Below are 21783 nucleotides of genomic sequence, written 5' to 3' on the forward strand. Positions count from 1 at the left end.
TTTTAATCTGAAATATATTTTAACCGCAAAGGGCGCTAAGTTTTACGCAAAGTTCGCAAAGCTTTGCGTGCCTTGCGAACTTTCCTTTGTGCTCTTTGCGGTTAAGTTAATTAATTGGAATTTTTAAATACTCTCCTTTAAAACTTTGGTTCAAAGCCGTCATTTCAATCGGTTTTCCAGAACCATCAGGAATAACTTCGATAGAAGCTTTTCCGTTTGCCATTTTAATAGATTCGCTGCCTGTTGGAGTTCCTTGATTTTTTAAAGTTTTTCCTCCTTTTAAACATTGAAAATAAACACTAGCTTCATAATCCAGACAGCGTAAATTATTATTGTCGATTGCAATTGCCGTAACCAGATAATTACCGTTTTTCAGTTTTTCTGATGATAATTGCAGCGAAGAAGCCGTATCATTTTTATTGAAACGATAATTCACTTTTAGCGTATCAGAAACCGTTTTACCATCTTTTGTTTTTCCAACGGCAACTAAAATATTTTCTCCTTTTGAAAAATTGACATCCCAAGTAAGGCCATTTGCTGGATACAGAGCAAGATTTCGTTGTTTTTCTCCTAATGATTTCCCATTATGGAAAAAAGTAACTTTTTCGCAGTTGCTGAAAACGCTGATCGTTCTTGGCGTGTTTTCTGGTCCTTGGCGTTCTGTCCAAGTATGCGATTCTATATAAGCGAAAGGTTCTTTTGCCCAATAACTTTTAAAAACATAATACGCATCTTTTGGAATTCCGTTGCGGTCTGTTAAACCTTTTTGATTCATGTACGGAATATCGTCTTCTGGACGTAAAGGCGTTGCAAAATCCTTGAATGCCCATTGTATGTTACCCACGAACGTTGGGTCATTCTCGGATACATGCAAATGCCAGTCAAACAAATCAACGATATAATTTTCGCTCCAATCGCCAATTTGGGCAATATTGGCAACTTTGGTCTGCACAATAGCTTCTTCCCAACCTTCGGCTTTAATCACATTTTCGCCAGTAACAGGACTTTCACTATGGCGCCCAACGTGGCTGTCTCCGCCATATTCAGCATGGATAAAATGTTTGTATTCTTTTTTATAAACATCGATCGCTTTTTGGTAGCTTTTGTAACTTCCAGAATACCAACCAGACCAAATTGAAGGCGAGAATACATCTACAATATGCGACCCTTCATAATATTTTCTGATAGCGGTTTTTCTGGTTGGATCCAGTTTATGTGCAATATCGTTTAATTCACTTAAAAAGACATTGGTTTTATCAGCATTATCTCCGTCAGGAAAATCAGGAAGCCAATTGATTTCGTTCCCTAAAGACCAAATGATAATACTTGGATGATTATAATTTTGATTGATAATTTCCTCAAGCATGTTTTTGGTATTCGTTTTCCAAATATCATTTCCAATTCCGCCGCGACACCAAGGAAGTTCATCCCAAACCAAAAGTCCAAGTTCGTCGCAAGCTTTATAAATCTCTGGATCTTGCGGATAATGTGCTAAACGAACAAAATTAGCACCCATTTCTTTAATCGATTTCATATCGGCCCAATGCTGTTCGTTGCTCATTGCTGCGCCAACTCCAGCTTGTTCTTCATGACGATGCGTACCACGAATCAATAGACGTTTTCCATTAAGGTAAAACGGACCGTGGTCTTTAAACTCAAACCATCTAAAACCTACCTTTTCGGAAACGCTATCTCTAATTTGATTTTTATCAGATAAAACAGCAGTCAGTCTATATAGATTTGGTTTTTCGGTATCCCAGAGTTCTGGGTTTTTGATATTTTCAAAAGTGATGGTTGAGGTTTTATCTGCAACCAAAACCGTTTTGCTTGCTACTTTTTTCCCTTTCGGATTTTTAAGCGTTACTGTTAAAGATAAATCCTTTGAATTACCAGGATTTACAAAAGAAGAAACAATTTGTACCGAAGCTTTTTTAGCTGAAACTTCTGGAGTTGTAATTTTTAGATTGTCAATATGATTTTTGTATTTCGAAACCAGCCAGACATCACGTGTGATTCCGCCATAAATGAAGAAATCACTTTTTTGAGACGGAATAATTTCGATGTCATAACTATTATCCACACGAACAAAAATATCGTTGTTTCCTTCTTTGATGAAATTGGTAATATCGATAGAAAATCCAATGTAGCCGCCAATATGCGATCCGGCTTCTTTTCCGTTTACATATACATTTGTAGTTACATTTGAACCTTCAAAATATAAAGAATAAACGCGGTTTTTATCGATTTGTGGAATATTTAATTTCTTTTGATACCAGCTAGCATCGCGTCTATAACCCGGATATAAATCGGTTGCATCTTCTGCATTCCAAGTATGTGGTAAGTTTAGAGAAACCCAGTTGGAAGCTTTTTGTGCTTCGTTTAATTTTTGAGTATCATTTTCTAAATAAAGCCAGTTGTCGTTAATGTTCATCTTTGTCTGAGCAAAACTGCTCAGACAAATTTGAAACAAAACAAAAAGTGCAAAAATTGAAAATGTATTGTGTTGATGATTCTTCATGTGTATTTAGGTTCATAGATTCAGAGGTTCAAAGGCTCAAAGATTGCAAGGTTTAGAGATAAAAAGGCAAAAAACCTTTGCTGCTTTGTTACTTTGTTCCTTTGCCACTTTTTCTTAAAAGGGCTTCCAAAAAATAATAATCAGCATAAATTATTGGTTCGTCAATTTCGTCGTGTTTTGGCCAGTTTCCAGTACTGTGGTCAAATAAGAAAGGCGCTTTAATTTTAGCATCCAAAATATATTTATCCGTTTGCACCGAAGCCATTAGTTTATCGGCGAAAGCCAAATAACTATTATTTTTGGTATAGCCGTATAACTCATATAATGCTGAAGCCATAACCATTGCGGCAGAAACATCTCGCGCTGCATTTGGAATACTAGGATCTTTAAAATCCCAATACGGAATTCCGTCTTCAGGCAGATTTTTATTCGTCATAAAAAACTTTGCGGTCGCTTCTGCCTGTTTTAAATAGGCTGGATCTTTTGTGTAACGGTAAGACATAGTAAATCCGTAAACTGCCCATCCTTGGCCACGAGCCCAAACCGAATCGTCATTGTATCCTTGAAGAGTTGTTTTTTTTCTAACTTCACCTGTATTCGGATTATAATCGATAACGTGATAACACGAATTGTCTACTCTAAACTGATTTTTTAAAGTCGTATTGGCATGTTGAATCGCAACGTCACGATATTTTGGATTTCCAGATATTTTAGATGCTTCAAAAAGCAATTCCAGATTCATCATATTATCGATGATAACGGGATAATCCCAAATTTCTTTGTTGAAATCCCAAGAACGAATTGAACCCACTTTTGGGTTGAACCTTTTGCATAAAGTTTCGGCGCCTTTTACAATTACCGCTTCGTATTCTTTCTTGTTTTCCACTTTCAGCGCTTCTCCAAAACTGCAAAACACTTTAAAACCTACGTCATGCGAATTACTATTGATACTTTCTTTTTTGCTGAAAGGAGTCCATTTTTGGGCTTGTTCTTTATATTTTGAATCGCCTGTCAATCGGTACAATTGCCAAAGATTACCAGCAAAAAAACCGCTTGTCCAGTCTCTTGAAGGCACTTTGCGAATCTCAAGAGTTTTGGTATTCATGCTTCTAGGCATTGACATAGAATCTACAGGATAATCGAGCAACATTTTGTAACGCGTTTCGAGTAGATTATTTGTCGCTGTAGTGCTTTTTGTTTGAGGATTAATCCCAGATTTGCACGCTGTAGCAAGCGATGCAAACCCAAGGATTAAAATGAAACTAATTTTATTCATATTACTAATTAATCTTTATTTTTTAGTTTCTATACTAAAATGTTAGACGCTGATTGTACAGATTCGTTATTGCATTTCTGATAGTTATCGGGAGCTGATTTTGCACGGATTTTTTTTATTTCACGCAGATTTAAATGGATCTTGGCAGATAAAGCAGATTTTTTTTAATCAATTTTAATCAGCTTAAATCTTTTTAAATCTGCGTGAAACCTAATTATACACAACGTGATTAAAAAAATCCGTTGAAATCGGCGTTTTCGCGATAGCGAATCCGTTTCATTCGCGTTCAATTATTATTCTACTAAATTAATAACCAGGATTGTTTGGTTTTAGATTCGGATTAATTGCCAATTCTGTTCCTGGCAAAGGCCATAAATAATCTCTGTTTGGATCAAAATTAGCATGTGGCTCCAAACCATTTGGTCCGAATACTTCTGGTCCAATTTTCAACCTTTTAATATCGTACCATCTCACATATTCAAAAGCCAATTCTAATCTTCTTTCGTCAATAACCATTTTTCTAAAATCAGCCTGAGATAATCCTGGAGTTACATTTGCAGGGAAAGAAACCAATTTTCCAGCTTTATTTCTGGCTCTTGCACGAACACGATTTACATAGCCATCAGCTTCTGTTGTTCCCGGATTAATTTCGTTTAAAGCTTCAGCGGCAGTCAATAAAACTTCTGCAAAACGCATCGTAATGTAATTGTGCTGAGAAGTTCTTCCATTCGCACCAGCTTTCCCCGGAAAACGGAAATATTTAGCAATATGCGGACGTGGCGCTTTTTCGTTATCGCTTGATGGATAAACCTGTAGAGATCCGCCTGGACCTGTTTTCTTTCTAATAATGGTATCAAAACTTACGGCTCTTCTGTAATCTCTCTGATCCCAAGTATTGAACACTTTTAGTGACGGAACCGCAACCGAGAATCCTTGTCCATAGCTGTAACTATCATCTTTTAATGATCCTGTAAAAAATGCTGTATAATCCTGACCGTAATTTCCAGAGGTTAAGTTATTAAAGTCAATTGTAAATAATGGCTCTTTTAATGAAGCTGTTTTCGTTGCATTAAATAAATCCTGAAAATCAGCATCAAGACCTAAACCAAACTTTGCTTCGTTTGTAATAACAAATTTAGCTTCATCATATGCTTTTTGAAAATTTCCTAAAGTCAGGTAAACAGAAGCTAAATAACCTGCAGCAGTACCTTTTCCGGGAACAGCTTTTACTTTTGGTTTGTCATCCAGCCATTGTTTAGCAAATTCTAAATCGGCAATGATTTTTGGGTAAACGTCAGCTTCTTTTGTTTTGCCAAGAGAGTTTACCTGATTCACATCATTTACAACAAAATCAACATACGGAATATCTCCAAAAAGGCGCACTAAATGATAATAGGCAAAGGCTCTTGCAAAATAAGCCTGCGCCACAATTGCGTTGACTTTTGCTGGATCGCCAGGTGTTTTTTTAGCGCCTTCAATAGCTTGATTTGCGGCAGTTATGATAACGTAAGATTGAGGCCAAAAGTTTGCTACAAGTGCATTCGTATCATTCATAGACATATCGTTTACGTCAATACGTGCAGCCTGAGTTGTTCTGTCTCCAATATCAGACATATCATCGCGAAGCATTAAGGCAATTGTAAATTCTCTTCCCCAATAATTATTGTGCCCAATGTTGGCAAAAGCTCCGTTTACAGCAGCCTGCAAATCGTCTGTATTATTGAAAAAGTTCTCTGGACGAATAATTCCTACTGGTTTTTCTTCCAGATCAGAACAGCTGAAAAACGCCATTGTTCCGAAGCAAAGAAAAGCTATATATTTTTTCATAGTTGTGTTAGATTAAAATTTTATATTGAATCCTGCAGTAAACGTTCTTACGTTTGGATATCCTCCGTAATCCAATCCTAAATTGGTATTACTTCTTGAGTTCGTGTCGTTTAAGTAGTTCGTTTCAGGATCTGTACCCGGATAATCTGTGATAGTCCAAAGGTTTTGCGCACTGATGTAAAAGCGAACTTTGCTTAAACCCATTTTCGAAACAATTTTTTCATCTAAACTATATCCGATAGAGACGTTTTTTAAACGGATATAACTTCCATCATAAACAAATCTTGAAGTGATTCTTTTGGTTCTCGCCGCATTTGCAGGAACATTTGTATCAGTATTAGTCGGTGTCCAAGCATCTAAAACTTCTGTTGTAGCATTGTTGTTTCCAGAAGCCAATTCCATCAAAGTATAGTTTAAGATTTGACCGCCTTGCGAGCCTTGAAAGAAGATATTCAAATCAAGATTTTTATAAGTAAAATCATTGTTGAATCCGAAGATGAAATCTGGATTTGGATTTCCGATAATCGTTTTATCTTGAGAATCTAATTTTCCGTCACCATTATAATCTCTAAATTTTTCTCCTCCAGCTGCAGTTTCAAAGTTTCCTGGCAATACCGTTTCTCCTTGTTGAATTACGCCATCATAAATAAATCCGAAGAAAGATCCAACAGGCTGTCCAACTCTCAAAATTTGAGATTCAGTTGCTAAGAAATGTCCAGGAGCAGAGTTGATCAAAAGGTCTTTATTATCGGCTAATTTTAAAACTTTGTTTTTGTTTGAAGAAATATTAAAGTTGGTTGACCAAGTAAAATCGGCACCAATAAAGTTTCTAGAGTTAATACCTAATTCCCATCCTTTATTTTCCAATTCACCCACGTTTTGAAGCTGAGAAGCAATTCCAGAAATTCCAGGAAGCGGTCTGTTAAACAATAAATCTTTGGTAATGGTTTTATAATAATCTGCTGTAATACTGATTCTGTTATCAAATAAACCTAAATCAATTCCGTAATCCTGCTGATAAGACGTTTCCCATTTTAAGTTCGGATTGTCTAATGAAGTCAGCTGAACCGCATTGGTAATCACGTCACCGCTTACATAATAGATTTCAGAGAATCTAGAAAGAGTAGAGTAGGCACCAATTGAAGGATTTCCTGTTGCTCCGTAACTAGCTCTTAATTTTAAGTTCGAAATCGTTTTGTTGTCTTTTAAGAAATTCTCTTTACTAATGTTCCATCCAATTGCTCCAGAAGGGAAAGTTCCGTATTTGTAGTTTTTACTAAAGCTTGATGAACCATCTCGTCTAGCAGTAAACGTTAGCAAATATTTATCGGCATAATCAAAGTTAAGTCTTCCGAAAGCAGAGATCAATTCCGTTTCAGATAAACCAGAATCAGGTTTTAAGAATACCGTTCCAGCGCCTAAATTTCTATACGAATTGGTATTCGTCAAAAATCCTCTCGAAGCCGCATACGAATTCTCGTTTTTGTTTTTTTGGTATGAATATCCTCCTAAAACTGTCAATATACCTCTATCGATAATTTCACGTTTGAAAGTCAAATAATTCTCAGTTAAGAAAGAAGAAAATCTAGTGTTGTTTACAGAAGCTTCTCCTTTGATATTTTTTCCTGCAATTAATGTTGAAGGAATAAATCTTCCAGTTTGCGAATTACTGTCTGTTAAACCTAAAGTCGTTTTAAAATCAAGATCTTTTGTAATTTGATATTGAGCAAAGAAATTGTTTCGGCTTGTAACAGAAATGGTTTCCAGAATGTTTTCCATTGCTGTTGCGTACGGATTGTCAATATCATCACCAATTGGAGCAGTTGTTGTATACGTTCCGTCTGCATTATAGATTCCTTTATCAGGCATAAAACGGTACGCCGATGCAATTACACCCGCAGCACCAGTTCCTCCGGCGCTAGTCTGGCTCACGATTCCTTCTTTGTTTTGTTTGCTTGTAAAAGTGTTTAATCCCACTTTAAACTTCGGAGTTAAATCGGCTTCAAGGTTTCCTACGATCGTATATTTGTCAATACCTGAATTGATTACAACTCCGTTTTGGTTGAAGTATGTTCCAGAAACATAATATCTCACATTTTCAGCTCCTCCAGAAAAAGATAATTGTGAGTTCGAAATCATTCCGTCACGGTAAATTACATCTTGCCAATCTGTATTTGCTGGACCTTGAGTGTGCGTAGTAAAACTTTTTCTGTAAGCCGCAAACTGATCTGCATTTAATAAATGCAATTTGTTGTTTACCGATTGAACAGAAGTAGAATTGCTAAATTCAATTACTGGTTTTCCAGGTTTTCCTTTTTTGGTTGTTACCATAATAACCCCGTTAGAACCTCTAGATCCGTAAATGGCAGTTGCAGAAGCATCTTTTAAAACCTCGATAGAAGCAATGTCTTGTGGTGCTGGCATAGAAGCACCTGCAAAACCGTCAACAACAATTAGAGCATCTCCACTCGCATTAATAGAAGTTCCTCCACGAACCCTGATTTTTACAGGAGCTCCAGGTTCACCACCGTTATTGGTCATTACCGAAACACCCGCGGCACGACCTTGTAAAGCTTGTTCTGCATTTAAAAGAGGAAAAGCAGTCAATTCTTTTGCTGTAACCGAAGATACAGATCCAGTAATATCACTCTTTTTACGAGTTCCGTAACCCACTACGATAACTTCATCAAGCGCTTTTGTATCTGGTTTTAAACTGACATTGATTACGCTTTTGGTTCCAACAGGAATTTCAACAGTTTGAAATCCGACGAAATTGAAAACTAATACAGCATTCTTTTCTCCTACAATCACAGTATAATTTCCGTCCATATCGGCAGAAGCGCCTACAGAAGAATTTTTGATATAGACATTAGCACCAGGAAGTCCAAGTAAATCTTCACTAGAAGTTATTTTTCCAGTCACTTTTCGTTCTTGTGCGTGCATCACGATATTTACCAGTAAAAAAGATACCAGCAAACACCATTTAAACGATTTGTTTTTGTGGTCTGTAAACATTCATTTTTTGGTTTTAGGGTTAATAAGTTAGATTAAGTAGAAAAGCAATAAACTCATTCCGATGATTAGAATGACAAATAAAATCTGCAGCAATAAGAAGCCGGTTTTTTTGATTTTCATATCGCAAATGTAGATGCCGAAAACGATATAGAAATACAAAAAAGGGTATCCAAAAATACAGATACCCTTTTTTAACCCTTTAAAACAGTGAGTTGTTTAAATAACGACCGAAGATTTGTAAAATTTGTCGGCATATTGAGATGGAGTCTCGCCATACTTTTTCTGGAAGCATTTGCTAAAGTATTTCGGATTGTTGAAGCCGACTTTATAACTGATTTCAGAAACGGTCAATTTGTTTTGCTCTAACAATTGAGCGGCACGTTTTAATCTAATTTCATGAATAAATTCGTTTGGCGTGCAATTCGTCCAAGCTTTAATTTTTAGAAACAGCATGGTTCGGCTTACGCCTAATTCTGAACAGAAAAACGGAATATCAAATTGTTCGTTAGAAATGTTTTCTTCTACAATTTTGAATGCTTTTTTCAATAATTCTTCATCCAATGAAGAAACTGTGATTTCTGACGGAATAAAACTGTCTTCGCTTGAAAACTTGATTTTTAAGCGTTCTGTAGTGTTCAGAAGGTTTTTAACGCGAAGCCTGAATTCCATTAAATTGAATGGTTTGCTAATGTAATCATCGGCACCGCTTTCTAATCCTTCAAATTTGTAAACCAATGAAGATCTTGAAGTCAGCAAAATAACTGGAATATGACTGGTTTTGATGTTTTCCTTTATTTTGGAACACAATTCAGTTCCTACCATTTCGGGCATAATAACGTCACTAATAATCAAATTAGGAACAAATTTCAAAGCCTTTTCCAAAGCAATTTTACCATTTTCAGCCTCAATAATGTTGTAATCTTTTTTGAGAAGGTTCTTCATAAACTTTCTCAAGACTTTATGATCTTCAACGATCAAAATAGTCTGCTTTTCTTCGTTTACAATTAAGTCTTCGATATCTTCATTTTCGACAACTTCCGAAGGTTCCAATTGTGCTTTGTATTGCTCAATATCATCACTGATTTTAAAATCAGGAATAATTTCGCTGTCCAAAAGATGTTCGCGCCCAAGCGGTAAAGTCACTTTGAAAATTACGCCGCCAGTTGGTTTATTGGTAACATCGATTTTTCCTTTATGTAGCTCAACAATGTTTTTTACAATCGAAAGCCCGATTCCAGTTCCTTTATTATAGTTTTTCTGAACTTGATTATGAGTTGGAACTTCAAAAAACAAATTAAAGATTTTATCGATATGTTCTTCTGAGATTCCTACGCCCGAATCTTCAACAGCAATAAACAGATTTTGCTGATCATGATTAATTTTTACCTTAATCAAACCGCCTTTTGGAGTATATCTAAAAGCATTCGAAATCAGATTATAAAAGACACGCTCGAGTTTATATCGGTCAAAATAAACTAGAATTTCTTCGTTTTCGGTTTCAAACTCATAATCGTAACCGCCGTCTTTGGCATATTCAATAAAAGATAAAAAGATTTCTTTGGTAAACTTGACAATGTTTCCATTAGCAGATTCTAACTCCACCTGATGATTTTCTAATTTTCTGAAATCCATTAAACGGTTAATTAGGCTCAACAAATGATTGGCGCTGCTTTCAATCACCAAAAGTTTTTTATACATTTCGTTAGTTCCGTTATAATCAGCCAAAATTTGCTGTAACGGCCCTAAAATCAAAGTTAAAGGTGTTCTAAACTCATGCGAAATATTGGTAAAGAAATCCAACTTTAATTTGTTGTTTTCTTCAATTCGCTGAGTTTCTAGATATTCCAATTCCAGTTTTTGTTTCAGTCTGGCTTTCGATTTCATAATCCAGATTAAACCGTACAGACCTAAACCAATTACAATTCCGTACAGCATAAACGCCCAAATGCTGCGCCATGGAGCAGGATTTACAATAACAGTCAGCGTGGTTGGATTCTGATTCCAAACGCCGTCATTATTGGCGCCGCGAACTTCAAATGTATAAGTTCCAGGATTCTGAATCGCAAAATTGGCTTCACTGTTTTTAGTTGTTGTCCAGTTGTTTTCTAAGCCTGTTAAACGATAACTGTATTGATTGTTTTTAGATCGAATATAATTCGGAATCGCAAAACTGATCGAGAAATTGGCCTTATCATAATCCAAAGTAATCGTTTTGGTAAAACCAATGCTTTGTTCTAAAATCCCGTCTTTATCATGCGCATTTACCGTTTCGTTTTTAATTTTTAAATCGGTAATTAAGACTTGCGGAGCATATTTATTTAAGGAAATCTTTGTAGCATCAAAAAATGTTGCTCCAGAAGGGCTTCCGAAATAAAACTGATTTGAATTTAATCTTAAAGCCGAATTATCATTGAATTCATTGCTTGCTAAACCATCTTTCTGATCATAAATAGCAACCGATTTTTTTATCGTATTGTATTTTATAATTCCCTGATTGGTGCTGATCCAAAGATTTTTATCGTCATCTTCTAAAATGGAATGGATAGAAGTAATGACTGTGTTTCCAATTCTAAGATTGATTGGATTGAATTTTTTTCCATCAAAATAATGCAATCCTTTTGCTTTTGTTCCTACCCAAATTTTGTTTTGCGAATCTTGGAACAAAGTCAGAATATCATCACCAGACAAATTCGAATGATCATAAAAGAAATGCTGAATCGAATATTTCTGCGGATTGAAATTTCGAAGCGGAATGCGATTGAGTCCGTTTTGAGTTCCAACCCAAAGAAAATTTTGTTTATCAACCAAAATAGCGCGAAGTATATTGTTGGTAAGGAAAACAGGTTTAGTGTTATCATTTCCAATTACATCAAAAGTCTTGCTGATTGTGTTGTAACGAATTAAGCCTTTTCCAAAAGTTCCAATCCATAAAATAGAACCTTCAGTTTTTAGCGTATAAACACCGCTATCTTTTAGTAAATCACTCAAATCAGAAGCAATTCTGTTGTCTTCAATTCTTTTTGACACAGTATTGTAAGCTGATAATCCTTTCGAAAAAGTTCCAATCCATAAAATATGATCGTCAGAAAGGCACATCGCTTTGATATCATTTTTATTGGTTTGTCCAGTTTTGCTGTTAATGTAACTTACAGATTCATTATTTCTATTATAAATTGTAATTCCGCCTCCTTCAGTTCCAAAATATACGTTTTGGTTTTTATCGGCAATTATAGAACTCACCACATCAAAACTCATCGGAATCTTTTTCGAATTCTGATTGTAATTAGAGAAATTGACATTAGAAATATCCCAAAGATTCACGCCTTTATAATAACAGCCAATCCAGATAGAACCTTTTTTATCCATAAAAACCGACTTTACTTTGTCGATTCCGTTAGCGTTATTGCTATTATTGATTTTCTGCAGACTTTTGTCTTTTCCTAAAATATAAATTCCGTCATAAGCGCCAATCCACAAAGAACCTTGACTGTCAATTACTAAAGATCGAATATCAGTATTGATTTCACGGTATTTTTCGACTGGTAAAAAAGAAACAAAAGCTTTCTCTTTCGGATTGAATTTCAGAAGGCCTTTGTTTTTTGTTCCAACCCATAAATTACCGTCTTTTTCTTCAACAACAGATTGAACATTTAATAAATCGGTAGCGTTTAATGGATAATTTTTGAAAAATAATTTTCCATTCATTCGATTCGTCAGCTTGCACAAACCTTTTGTAGTTCCAACCCAAATTCCGCCTTCTTTGGTTTTTAAAATGCTGAGAATATTATTGCTAGGAAGGCTAGAAGGATCATCATCTGAATGAAAAACCGATGTAAAAAGTCCTGATTTTTTATTGTAAACGGATAATCCTTTTGAAGTTCCAAACCACATTTCATCACCAATTTCTCTAATGCTCCAAACCGCATTATTGCCAATAGTATGATTGGCTTTAGTATGAAGATATCTTGTAAAACGGTTTGAAACAGGATCATAACAGTTTAGACCATTATAAGTTCCTACCCAGATTTTTCCTGAATTGTCTTCGTCAATCGCTAAGATATCATTGTTGCTAATCGAAAATTTATCTGCGGGATCGTTCCTAAAAATAGTAAAACGGCTTCCATCATATTTATTCAGACCATCGCGTGTGCCAAACCACATCTGCCCAAACTTATCCTGATGAATGGCAATGACAGAACTCTGCGAAAGCCCGTCGGTTGTTGAAATATTTTTAAGACGATATTTATTTTGGGAAAACAGATTTCCGAAAATAAAGACAATTGCAAGAAAAGCTATTTTAAGTTTCATAGCGGTTAATTTTTTAGGTTCAAAGTTGCAAAGGAGCAGAGGTTCAAAGGTCAAGCAAAGAAAAACTTTGCACCTTTGTACCTTTGAGCCTTTGTACCTATTTCAAGCGTTTTTGTAATTGATAATCATACAAAGAAGGAATCTTCTCAATCGGCGTATTCAAAAATTCAATATAAGGATCGACGTCGTATTTAATTTCAAATTTTGCATTTCCGTGAAGACCAATGATTCTGGCAAAAGCGCCATCTTTCATTCCGTACAATAAAACGGGTTTTGAAGCATCTGAATTTTCTACTAGAACATTAAGATTCCAAAAAGTACTGAAAGGTCCGTGAGAAGGTTTCCAGTAATCGGCACCTCCACCGCCAAAAATGGGATAACTATTATTTTTATCCGCTTTTAAATGAACCGTAATATTATCAAATAAATTCTGATGATTAGCTCCGGAATGCTGGTCTAAAACAGGATCTGTAAATATCTCGCAGTCCTGATATACATTTTTAGTTGCAAAAGTGTTGAAACTTAATGGATGAACAGCCGAATTATAGATTTTTAGATTCTTGACCAAAACATTATGCACACCGCCTAAAGTTACGGTGTAATGCGCTAAATGTTGTCCGTCTGTCGTAATATTCTGAATGGTTATATTGGATACTTCTTCGGCTAGAATACCGCTATCTGCATTGGTGATTTTGACATCTTTAACCCAGCTATTGAACAATCTAGTTAAGAAAATACCATTGTTTCCAGGCTCAACATGATGCGCCACTCTAGGAATATCAGGAAAAGTAAAGCGAAGATGTTCGATTCCGACTTCGTTTAAATGTTTCCATTCTACCAATTGCGCTTGATAACTTGGTTTTATTGAAATTGTCAAAGGCGTTTTTAAAGTGATTTTTGAACCCGAAATTTTAGTGATTTCTACTTGCTGTCTAACAATTGGAAGTTTTGGAAATTTCCAGTGATGCGACCCTGGTTTTACTTTAGCGCCTTGATATAAATCTTTTATGATTTCGCCATTTTCACCATCTTTATTAAACAATTGCAACTCGACAACATCGCCAACTTTTAATCCTTTTATATCAGAAACCGTAATAACGTGTTCTCCCATTTTTCCTGAACTGACTTTCGCCAACGGATTAGATTTTGGTTCGTATTTGTCTAAATAAGATTTTACGCGTTCGCCCGGAACCTGTGTCCAGATAAATCCACCAGACCATGCATATTGCGAAAAAGGAAGATCTATATTATTTTCTGGTTCACGTTGTCTTTTGTCGAAAGTGGTTAAGTATTCGCGAAGCTCAGCCAAAACATCAGAATCTTTAAGATACATCATAGGTCTTGGACAATAGATTTCAGTTCCGTTTTCGTTAGAACCTGCACCGCGAAGTACAAAATTGCTTCTTTCGATATAAAGAATTTCACTTAAAATAATGCGTCCTGCAGGCAATTGCAGAATTACATTTCCTTCTACAGCATTGGCGGCTTTAAAAGCTTTTAAAAGTGCTTTTGAATCGTCTAAATTATCATTGGCTTTTACACCAAAATCTGCTGCATTTATAACTTTACCGTTAGCATCAGGAATCTGACTTTCGCCAAAGCGATATCCTGCATAACTGAAATCAGGCAGATAATCGGTTTTTGAAGTTAAAATTTTGGGTATTTCCTGCGCCAATATTGAGTTTATAAAAAAGCCACAGGATATAAGAATGGCTTGGCGAATCATGGTTTTGTGGTTTTTGTGGTTAGTTAGTTTTTTTGTTTTTGCCGCTAAGACACTAAGAAGTGAAGGTTGTTTAAAGCTTTGTGTATTTAGTCTCGCAAAGTCGCTGAGACGCAAAGTGTTTTTGTTTTACGTTCCTGATGACTATCGGGATTAAAAAGATTTAAGTTTAAATAAAAATCTTTTTAATCCTCTTAATCTGTGGCTAAAAAAACTTCACATCTTAGTGCCTTAGTGGCAAAATCAATTATAAAGATCGTTTGATCCCTATTTCAAGTCCGCGTAGTTCTGCCAAGCCTCTTAAACGGCCAATTGCAGAATAACCCGGATTTGTTTTTTTCTTTAAATCATCCAACATTTGATGTCCGTGATCTGGACGCATTGGCAAAGTGCTGTTGTTTCTTTTTTCAACTTCCAAAATTGCTTTTACAACTTCGTACATATCAACATCGCCTTCTAGATGGTTTGCTTCGTAAAAGCTTCCTTCTTCATCGCGTTGTGTGCTTCTCAAGTGAATAAAATTCATTTTATCGCCATGACGTCTCACAATTCCAGGTAAATCATTGTCAGCGCGAACACCGTAAGAACCTGTACACATTGTAAATCCGTTTGATGGAGAAGGAGCAGCGTTCATTAGTTCCATCAAATCTTCTTCGGTACTTACCACTCTTGGCAGACCTAAAATCGGGTAAGGCGGATCGTCTGGGTGAATCGCCATCAAAACACCTTTACTTTCAGCAACAGGAATAATTTCTTTTAAGAAGTGAAAGAGATTATTCTTTAATGCCTGTCTGTCAATATGATTGTAAGCGTTTAAGGTTACCAAGAAATCTTCAACTGTGTAAGCTTCTTCAGCTCCCGGAAGTCCAGCCAAAATATTTTGCTGTAGTTTGATTTTATCCTCTGGAGTCATCGCCTCAAAATAGCTTTTGGCTTTTTGTTTTTGCTCTTCAGAATATTCGTTTTCTGCGCCTGGTCTTTTTAAAATGAACAATTCAAAAGCAGCAAAAGCATTGATATCAAAACGCAAGGCTTTTGAACCGTCTTCAACCGTATAAGATAAATCGGTTCTTGACCAGTCTAAAACAGGCATAAAGTTGTAGCAAACGCATTTAATGCCGCACAAAGCCAGATTGCGAATGCTTTCTTTATAGTTTTCAATGTATTGCAAATAATTTCCAGTCTGTTTTTTAATGTCTTCGTGAACCGGAATACTTTCTACAACCGACCAAGTTAAACCCGAAGCCCCTTTTTTAGGATCTCCGTTTTCGTGTTCGATTTCAACTTTTCGTTTAAGAATTTCATCAATACTCCAAACTTCTCCGTTTGGAATATGGTGTAAAGCCGTTACAATTCCAGTTGCGCCAGTTTGTTTGATATCTTGTAAAGAAACAGGATCATTTGGTCCGAACCATCTTAATGTTTGTTCCATTTTGTATTATGTTGTTTTGTAGTTAGTTTTTAAATGCTCGTTGCCGCAAATCCGCCGTCAACTTTTAAGATTGTTCCTGTTACAAATTTTGACATGTCACTGCATAAAAATAAAAGCGCACCGTCAATATCTTCAGGAGTTCCAAATCTTCCCATTGGCGTATGATCAATGATTTTTTCGCCTCTTGGAGTCAGTTTTCCTTCTGGAGTTAACAATAAAGCACGATTTTGTTCACCAATAAAAAAGCCTGGAGAAATGGCATTTACACGAATTCCTTCTCCATATTTTTGAGCTAATTCAACCGCCATCCATTGTGTGAAATTATCAATCGCAGCTTTAGAAGCAGAATAACCGACAACTCTTGTTAAAGGTCTTTGTGCCGATGCCGATGAAATGTTGATGATATTTCCTGATTTCTGTTTTGCAAAAAGTTCAGCAAAAACTTGAGTTGGAAGCATCGTTCCGATAATATTCAAATCGATAACTTTTTGCAGATCATCGCTTTTCATATCATAAATGGCTTGATCTGGCTGAATGGTTGCGCCGGGCATATTTCCGCCAGCAGCATTAATCAAAATATCAAGACGCCCGTATTTTTCAGCAATAAAATCTCTTACTTTTTCTACTTCTTCTTTATTTAAAACATTGGCTTGAACAGCAAAACCTTTTCCGCCATTTGCTTCAATGTCTTTTACTGTATTTTCGGCTTTTTCTAAGGATTGCGAAACGATTCCAACAACAACGCCTTGTTGCGCCAAAACATTTGCAAATCGGCTTCCCAGAACACCAGCGCCACCAGTTATTAATGCAATTTTTCCTTTTAGGTTAAATATTGAATCCATTTTAATTTTAATTTTCAATACTTTAAATTCCAAATTTCAATTTGGAAATAAAGCATATTTTGTATAATTAATTTTTACTTTTTTGATTTAATTAGTTTATCAGTTCAAACTGAGTTTTTGGAATTTGGGTTTTCAAATTTGGAATTTATTTTCGGATAGTTTCTATCAGATCCAAAACTCTTTTCGTTTCTTTTTCAATTGTGTCGTAAGCATCGTATTCCATTACTTCTTTGCTAATTAATTTGCTTCCCATTCCAACAGCAGAAACTCCCGCTTTAAACCAAGTCTCAATACTTTCGCGTGTGGTATCAACGCCGCCTGTTAGCATGAAAATTAGATTAGGGAAAACATCTTTTATGGCACTCATAAAATCTGATCCTAAAATATTTCCAGGGAAAAGTTTGATGAATTTTACGCCAGCATTTTCAGCTGCAATAATTTCTGTTGGAGTCATGCATCCAGGAGCGTATAAGGCTTCTTTAGCAATTAAAAACGAAGCTATTTCAGGAACAAATCCTGGGCTTATAAAAAAATCGGCACCAGTTAAGTAATACGTTTCTGCTTGCGTTAAATTTTTGATTGTTCCAATTCCTAAAAGCATTTCTGGCATTTCCGCATTTCTGATTTCAATCATTTTTTTGAAATTAGAAAGTGCCTCAGGACCACGGCTCGTATATTCTACAGCTCTAATTCCTGCATTGTAAAGTGTTTTTAAAACAGCAATACTTTTACTTTCGTCAGCATTAAAATAGAGAGGAAGCATTCCTTGCTTTAAAATAACATCGATAGAGTTCTGAACGGTACTCATTACTTATATTTTTACTTTGATTACAAGTTTTTTTAATGGCCCGCTTCCAATCATAGCAGAATGGACATCTTCTGGAAACAGGATTGTAAATTGCCTTTCTTTTATTTCAAAAAACATATCTGGTTTGTCATGAAAGAAACGAACATCTCTTTCATCGCTATAGTCTCCATTTGGGCTAATGCATTTTTCTCTAGGTTTCCATGCAAATGTTTCTGGACCAATGATAGAAATCTGAATATCGATGTTTTTGTCGTGGCACTCAAAACCTTTAATGCTCTCTTCTCTTGTGCTTCCTTCGCCAACAATCACAATTAGCTTTAAGCCTTCGCCAATTTCATAAGCGCCTTCTTCAAGATTGGCAATATCATTTTGGTTTACATAATCAAATGCTTTTTTAAAATTGGGATGCAGACCGTAATATTTTGCTGCATTATGTAATGAGTCTATTATCATTTTGTACGGTTTTTATTTTTGTTTTTTGATGTTATGTGTATATTTGCGTGTGCGTACACGGTATTTTACAAATGTATGTAAAATGTGATGTAAAACAACTTATTTTTGATAAAATAAATTAATTTTACCCAACTGCTTTTATATTTTTAACTTAAAAAGAATCAATATCATAACAATTAAAAAGATTGCCGAATTAGCGAATGTCTCTGCTGGAACAGTAGACAGAATTATACACAAACGAGGACAAGTGGCGCAGGAAACCGTTGATAAGGTGAATGCCATTATTGAAGAGTTTGGTTATACGAGAAATATTCTGGCAAGCAATCTGGCACTGAACAAAAAATTTCATTTTGCAGTTTTTCTTCCAAAATCTGAAACATTAGAATATTGGAAAAGTCAGGCAGAAGGTATTGAAAAAGCAGCTTTGGAGTTCAGCAAATTCGGAATTGTACTGGATTACTTTTTTTACGATTATAATCTAGCCTCTTTTAAGGAAACGGTGCAGAAAGTTATGCAGTTTGATTGTGACGGTTTATTATTTGCTCCAATTTTTTATGATGATTCGGTTCGGTTTTTAAAAGAATATGAAAAGAAAAATATTCCGGTTGTAATGATCGATTCGAATATTTCTGAGGAGAATGAGCATGCTTATGTGGGGCAGGATGCTTTTCAGAGTGGCTATTTGGCTGGAAGATTAATTAGTTTTGCTGTGAAAAATGAAAGACAGGTTCTGATTTTTAAAATTACGCGCGAGATTGAAAGCACTTCTGTGTATCAGCAACGCATCAAAGGATTTTATTCGTATTTTGAAGATCATAACGAATTAACTCATTTTAAATTCTCAGAAGTAACTTTAAAAGATTCAGGAATTGATCAACTGAATTTGGAAATGTTTTCTGGAGTAAACAGTGTTTTTGTACCGAATTCTAGAGCGTACATTGTTGCTCAGTTTTTAGAAAAAAACAATATAAAAGGTGTTCGAATAATCGGTTTTGATTTGCTGAAAGAAAACATTGAATATCTAAACAAAGGCGTAATTGATTTCTTAATCAATCAAAGACCAGAAGAGCAGGGATATTTAGGAATCAATTATTTGTATAAAAAACTGGTGCTCCAAGAAGAAACAGAACGTACACATTATATTCCGCTAGAAATTATCTTGAAGGAGAATTATTTTCCTGTTAAGCGATAGTTGTTTTGCCACTAAGACGCTAAGGCGCGAAGATTTTTTTTAGGCTTTGTGTTTTTTAATCTCACAATCGCGATAGAGTTGAGGCGCAAAGTTTTTTTTATTTCACACAGATTTAAAAATATTTAGGCAGATTTGTTTTAAATTAAAATCTAAATTAAATCTGCTATAATCAGCAAAATCTGCGTGAAATAAAATCATTTTGATCCTATAATCTGTGACTTAAAAAAACTTCGAGTCTTAGCGTCTTCGTGGCAAAAAAATCACTTCTTAACCTTTACAACCAAAGGATTATTAATCTTCTCCGCAAAAGAACTCAAATACTTTTCCCATTCCTGTTTAGTTTGAAACGGACTTCCTTTTTTCCATCCGAAGCCAACATAATAAATGGCTTTATTGTTTTTTACTGAAATGTTTCCGTACAGATTACTTAAGTCTTTTTCGTCTGTTACATGATTGTCAAAACTTAGTAAAGTTTTTTTTGGAGCAACTAAACCAATTCCAATTTCAGAATCGTCAATAGGTTCCCAATAGCTTAGCCAGCCTTCTTTAAGGTTTGTTCCAGTTGTTCCTTTTTTATCATGAAGCGTTAATCCTGCGGCTATCTGTTTGGTTCCTGTAATATTAATTTCAAAACGAGAAAGCTGGCTTCCGTAATCTAAACTGATTAATTTCGATTCCGTTATTTTATTTCCTTTTGCGTCCCAATCGGCATAAGTTAGAATAAAACTGGTTCTAATTGGACCCGTTGTAATGGTTCTCCAGCTAATGAAGTTTTTAGAGAAATAATATTTTCCATCTACGTTTACTGCAATTCCGCCCACACCGCGGCTGTCACCTACGTGAAAATTATCCAAACCTTCACCAGTGTCTTTATGATACGTTCCTGTTCCGTTTGTGGCTTTTTCGTACCATTTGTTAATGATTGGATAATCGACTCTTTTTAACCATGCATCGATTCCGCTGGTAAGAGTTCCGCCTGGAATTTTATCTTCGACCATTTTTTGAGCTACAGGACCATAAGTTCTAAATGCTACTTTGTTATTTTCCCAAGCGTAATCGTCTGTACGTTCTGGAACGAACCTAGAGTAGCAACTAACCACTTTTGAAGCATTAGGATTTGTGCCAATTAAAACTTCAAAATCCTGTTTTGAAGAAGCTTTAACTTTTGGTTGAAAAAGCAATACATCAGCAGTTCCGTTGCCATCATTATCTACTGTTTGTGTTTCTAAGAAAGTATTGTTTTTAATGTCTTTTACGGCATAATTTTCAAGTTTAGAATCTGCATTTAATCCAAGAGATTTTTTAGTCAACTCAACGGTTTCAAATTCTCTGTCAACTTTTAAATTGTTGGTAATCGTAATGATTTTATTCTGAGAAAAAGCAACAAAATTGGCTGTCAGGACGGTTATGATAAAAAGATGTTTTTTCAAAATTCTTCGGTTTTTAATATTTCAAAAATTAGGTTTGATAGGATTATAAAAGTACAAATCAAAACGGAATTGAAAATACAGAATAGGAGTAATTCTGTACAGAAACTTGAAAATGAACAGAAAAGCTTTGAAAATGAAATAGATTATTTTTTGTAATTTACATTTTCCGATTTTGACTTCGGGAGTTTGTATAAATAAATGAAAATCAACAGAAATGGTTAAATGTATTATTTTCGATTGTGACGGAGTTTTGGTCGATACAGAAAAAATAGGAAACGGAATATTGCTATCGATGGCACAGGAACATGGATTTGAAATGGAATTGGAAGATGCTTATCGTCATTTTAACGGTCGAAATCTAAAAGATTGTTTCAGACACATTGAAGATGCAATCGACCAGAAACTTCCTGAAAATTTTGAGACAGAATATCGTGAAAAGAGTTTTGAGGCTTTTAAAACTCAAGTAAAACCGATGGAAGGCATTATAGATTTTATCGAAAATATTGAAAAATTGAAAATTCCGTATTGCGTTGCATCAAGCGGACCAGTAGATAAAATTCGTTTAAATCTTGAAGTAGCAGGACTGTTGGATAGATTCGAAAATAAAATATTCAGTTCGTATCAAATTGGCAGCTGGAAACCAGAACCTGGAATATTCCTTCATGCAGCCGAAGTAATGGGTTTTGAGGTAAAAGATTGTATTGTTGTTGAAGATAGTAAAGCAGGTGTAAAAGCTGGGATAAGGGGCGGATTTAAAGTTTATGGTTTTGCAAATGGTTTTAATAACGAAGATTTAGAAGAAGAAGGAGCAGAGCTTTTTAGTTCTTATGAAGAGTTAAGTGCAAAACTGGGATTCTAAGTTTTTGTTTCAAGTTTTGTTGGAATGGGCTTCGACTTCGCTCAGCCTGACAGCGACTTGTCAGCCTGAGCGAAGTCGAAGGCACGCACGTAATGAAATA

General features: G+C 35.4%; 13 protein-coding genes. 2 read left to right on the forward strand and 11 right to left on the reverse strand.

Annotation, left to right across the window (positions count from 1 at the left end; all coding sequences use genetic code 11):
- Window positions 1–106: 106 nt before the first annotated feature.
- The 10 genes from JI750_RS16880 to JI750_RS16925 form a co-directional block, all read right to left on the reverse strand.
- A complete protein-coding gene (locus JI750_RS16880) occupies window positions 107–2518 on the reverse strand; it encodes a glycoside hydrolase family 2 protein (RefSeq protein ID WP_202004677.1) in 2412 nt (803 codons plus the stop codon).
- Between the two features lie 88 nt (window positions 2519–2606).
- A complete protein-coding gene (locus JI750_RS16885) occupies window positions 2607–3794 on the reverse strand; it encodes a glycoside hydrolase family 88 protein (RefSeq protein WP_202004680.1) in 1188 nt (395 codons plus the stop codon).
- Between the two features lie 306 nt (window positions 3795–4100).
- Window positions 4101–5621 carry a RagB/SusD family nutrient uptake outer membrane protein gene (locus JI750_RS16890; RefSeq protein ID WP_202004683.1) on the reverse strand — a complete coding sequence of 507 codons (1521 nt, stop codon included), beginning with the start codon at window positions 5619–5621 and terminating at the stop codon, window positions 4101–4103.
- 12 nt (window positions 5622–5633) lie between these two features.
- Window positions 5634–8636 (reverse strand): SusC/RagA family TonB-linked outer membrane protein, encoded by a 3003-nt coding sequence (locus JI750_RS16895; RefSeq protein ID WP_202004686.1) that lies wholly within the window; start codon window positions 8634–8636, stop codon window positions 5634–5636.
- A 216-nt stretch (window positions 8637–8852) separates the two neighbouring features.
- Window positions 8853–12944, reverse strand: coding sequence for a two-component regulator propeller domain-containing protein (locus JI750_RS16900; RefSeq protein ID WP_202004689.1), 4092 nt, complete (start codon window positions 12942–12944; stop codon window positions 8853–8855).
- A gap of 97 nt (window positions 12945–13041) precedes the next feature.
- Window positions 13042–14670, reverse strand: coding sequence for a right-handed parallel beta-helix repeat-containing protein (locus tag JI750_RS16905; protein WP_202004692.1), 1629 nt, complete (start codon window positions 14668–14670; stop codon window positions 13042–13044).
- Between the two features lie 244 nt (window positions 14671–14914).
- The gene (uxuA, locus tag JI750_RS16910; protein WP_202004695.1) at window positions 14915–16099 is read right to left on the reverse strand and encodes a mannonate dehydratase; all 1185 of its coding nucleotides are present in this window, start codon (window positions 16097–16099) and stop codon (window positions 14915–14917) included.
- A 29-nt stretch (window positions 16100–16128) separates the two neighbouring features.
- Window positions 16129–16941 (reverse strand): SDR family oxidoreductase, encoded by an 813-nt coding sequence (locus JI750_RS16915; protein WP_202004698.1) that lies wholly within the window; start codon window positions 16939–16941, stop codon window positions 16129–16131.
- Between the two features lie 145 nt (window positions 16942–17086).
- Window positions 17087–17749 (reverse strand): bifunctional 4-hydroxy-2-oxoglutarate aldolase/2-dehydro-3-deoxy-phosphogluconate aldolase, encoded by a 663-nt coding sequence (locus JI750_RS16920; protein ID WP_202004701.1) that lies wholly within the window; start codon window positions 17747–17749, stop codon window positions 17087–17089.
- A gap of 3 nt (window positions 17750–17752) precedes the next feature.
- Window positions 17753–18202, reverse strand: a complete 450-nt coding sequence (locus JI750_RS16925; protein WP_202004704.1) for a NanQ anomerase/TabA/YiaL family protein — start codon at window positions 18200–18202, stop codon at window positions 17753–17755.
- A 184-nt stretch (window positions 18203–18386) separates the two neighbouring features.
- Here JI750_RS16925 and JI750_RS16930 point away from each other — a divergent pair, with 184 nt between their 5' ends.
- Window positions 18387–19394, forward strand: coding sequence for a substrate-binding domain-containing protein (locus tag JI750_RS16930; protein WP_202005224.1), 1008 nt, complete (start codon window positions 18387–18389; stop codon window positions 19392–19394).
- Between the two features lie 260 nt (window positions 19395–19654).
- On the opposite strand, the gene JI750_RS16935 is transcribed toward JI750_RS16930, so the two are convergent.
- Window positions 19655–20824, reverse strand: a complete 1170-nt coding sequence (locus tag JI750_RS16935; RefSeq protein ID WP_202004707.1) for a BT3233 family polysaccharide utilization protein — start codon at window positions 20822–20824, stop codon at window positions 19655–19657.
- Window positions 20825–21038: 214 nt separating this feature from the next.
- Here JI750_RS16935 and JI750_RS16940 point away from each other — a divergent pair, with 214 nt between their 5' ends.
- Window positions 21039–21683, forward strand: a complete 645-nt coding sequence (locus JI750_RS16940) for an HAD family hydrolase (RefSeq protein ID WP_202004710.1) — start codon at window positions 21039–21041, stop codon at window positions 21681–21683.
- The last annotated feature ends 100 nt before the right edge of the window (window positions 21684–21783 follow it).

The sequence above is a fragment of the Flavobacterium tagetis genome, assembly GCF_016735615.1.
Classification (GTDB): Bacteria; Bacteroidota; Bacteroidia; order Flavobacteriales; family Flavobacteriaceae; genus Flavobacterium; species Flavobacterium tagetis.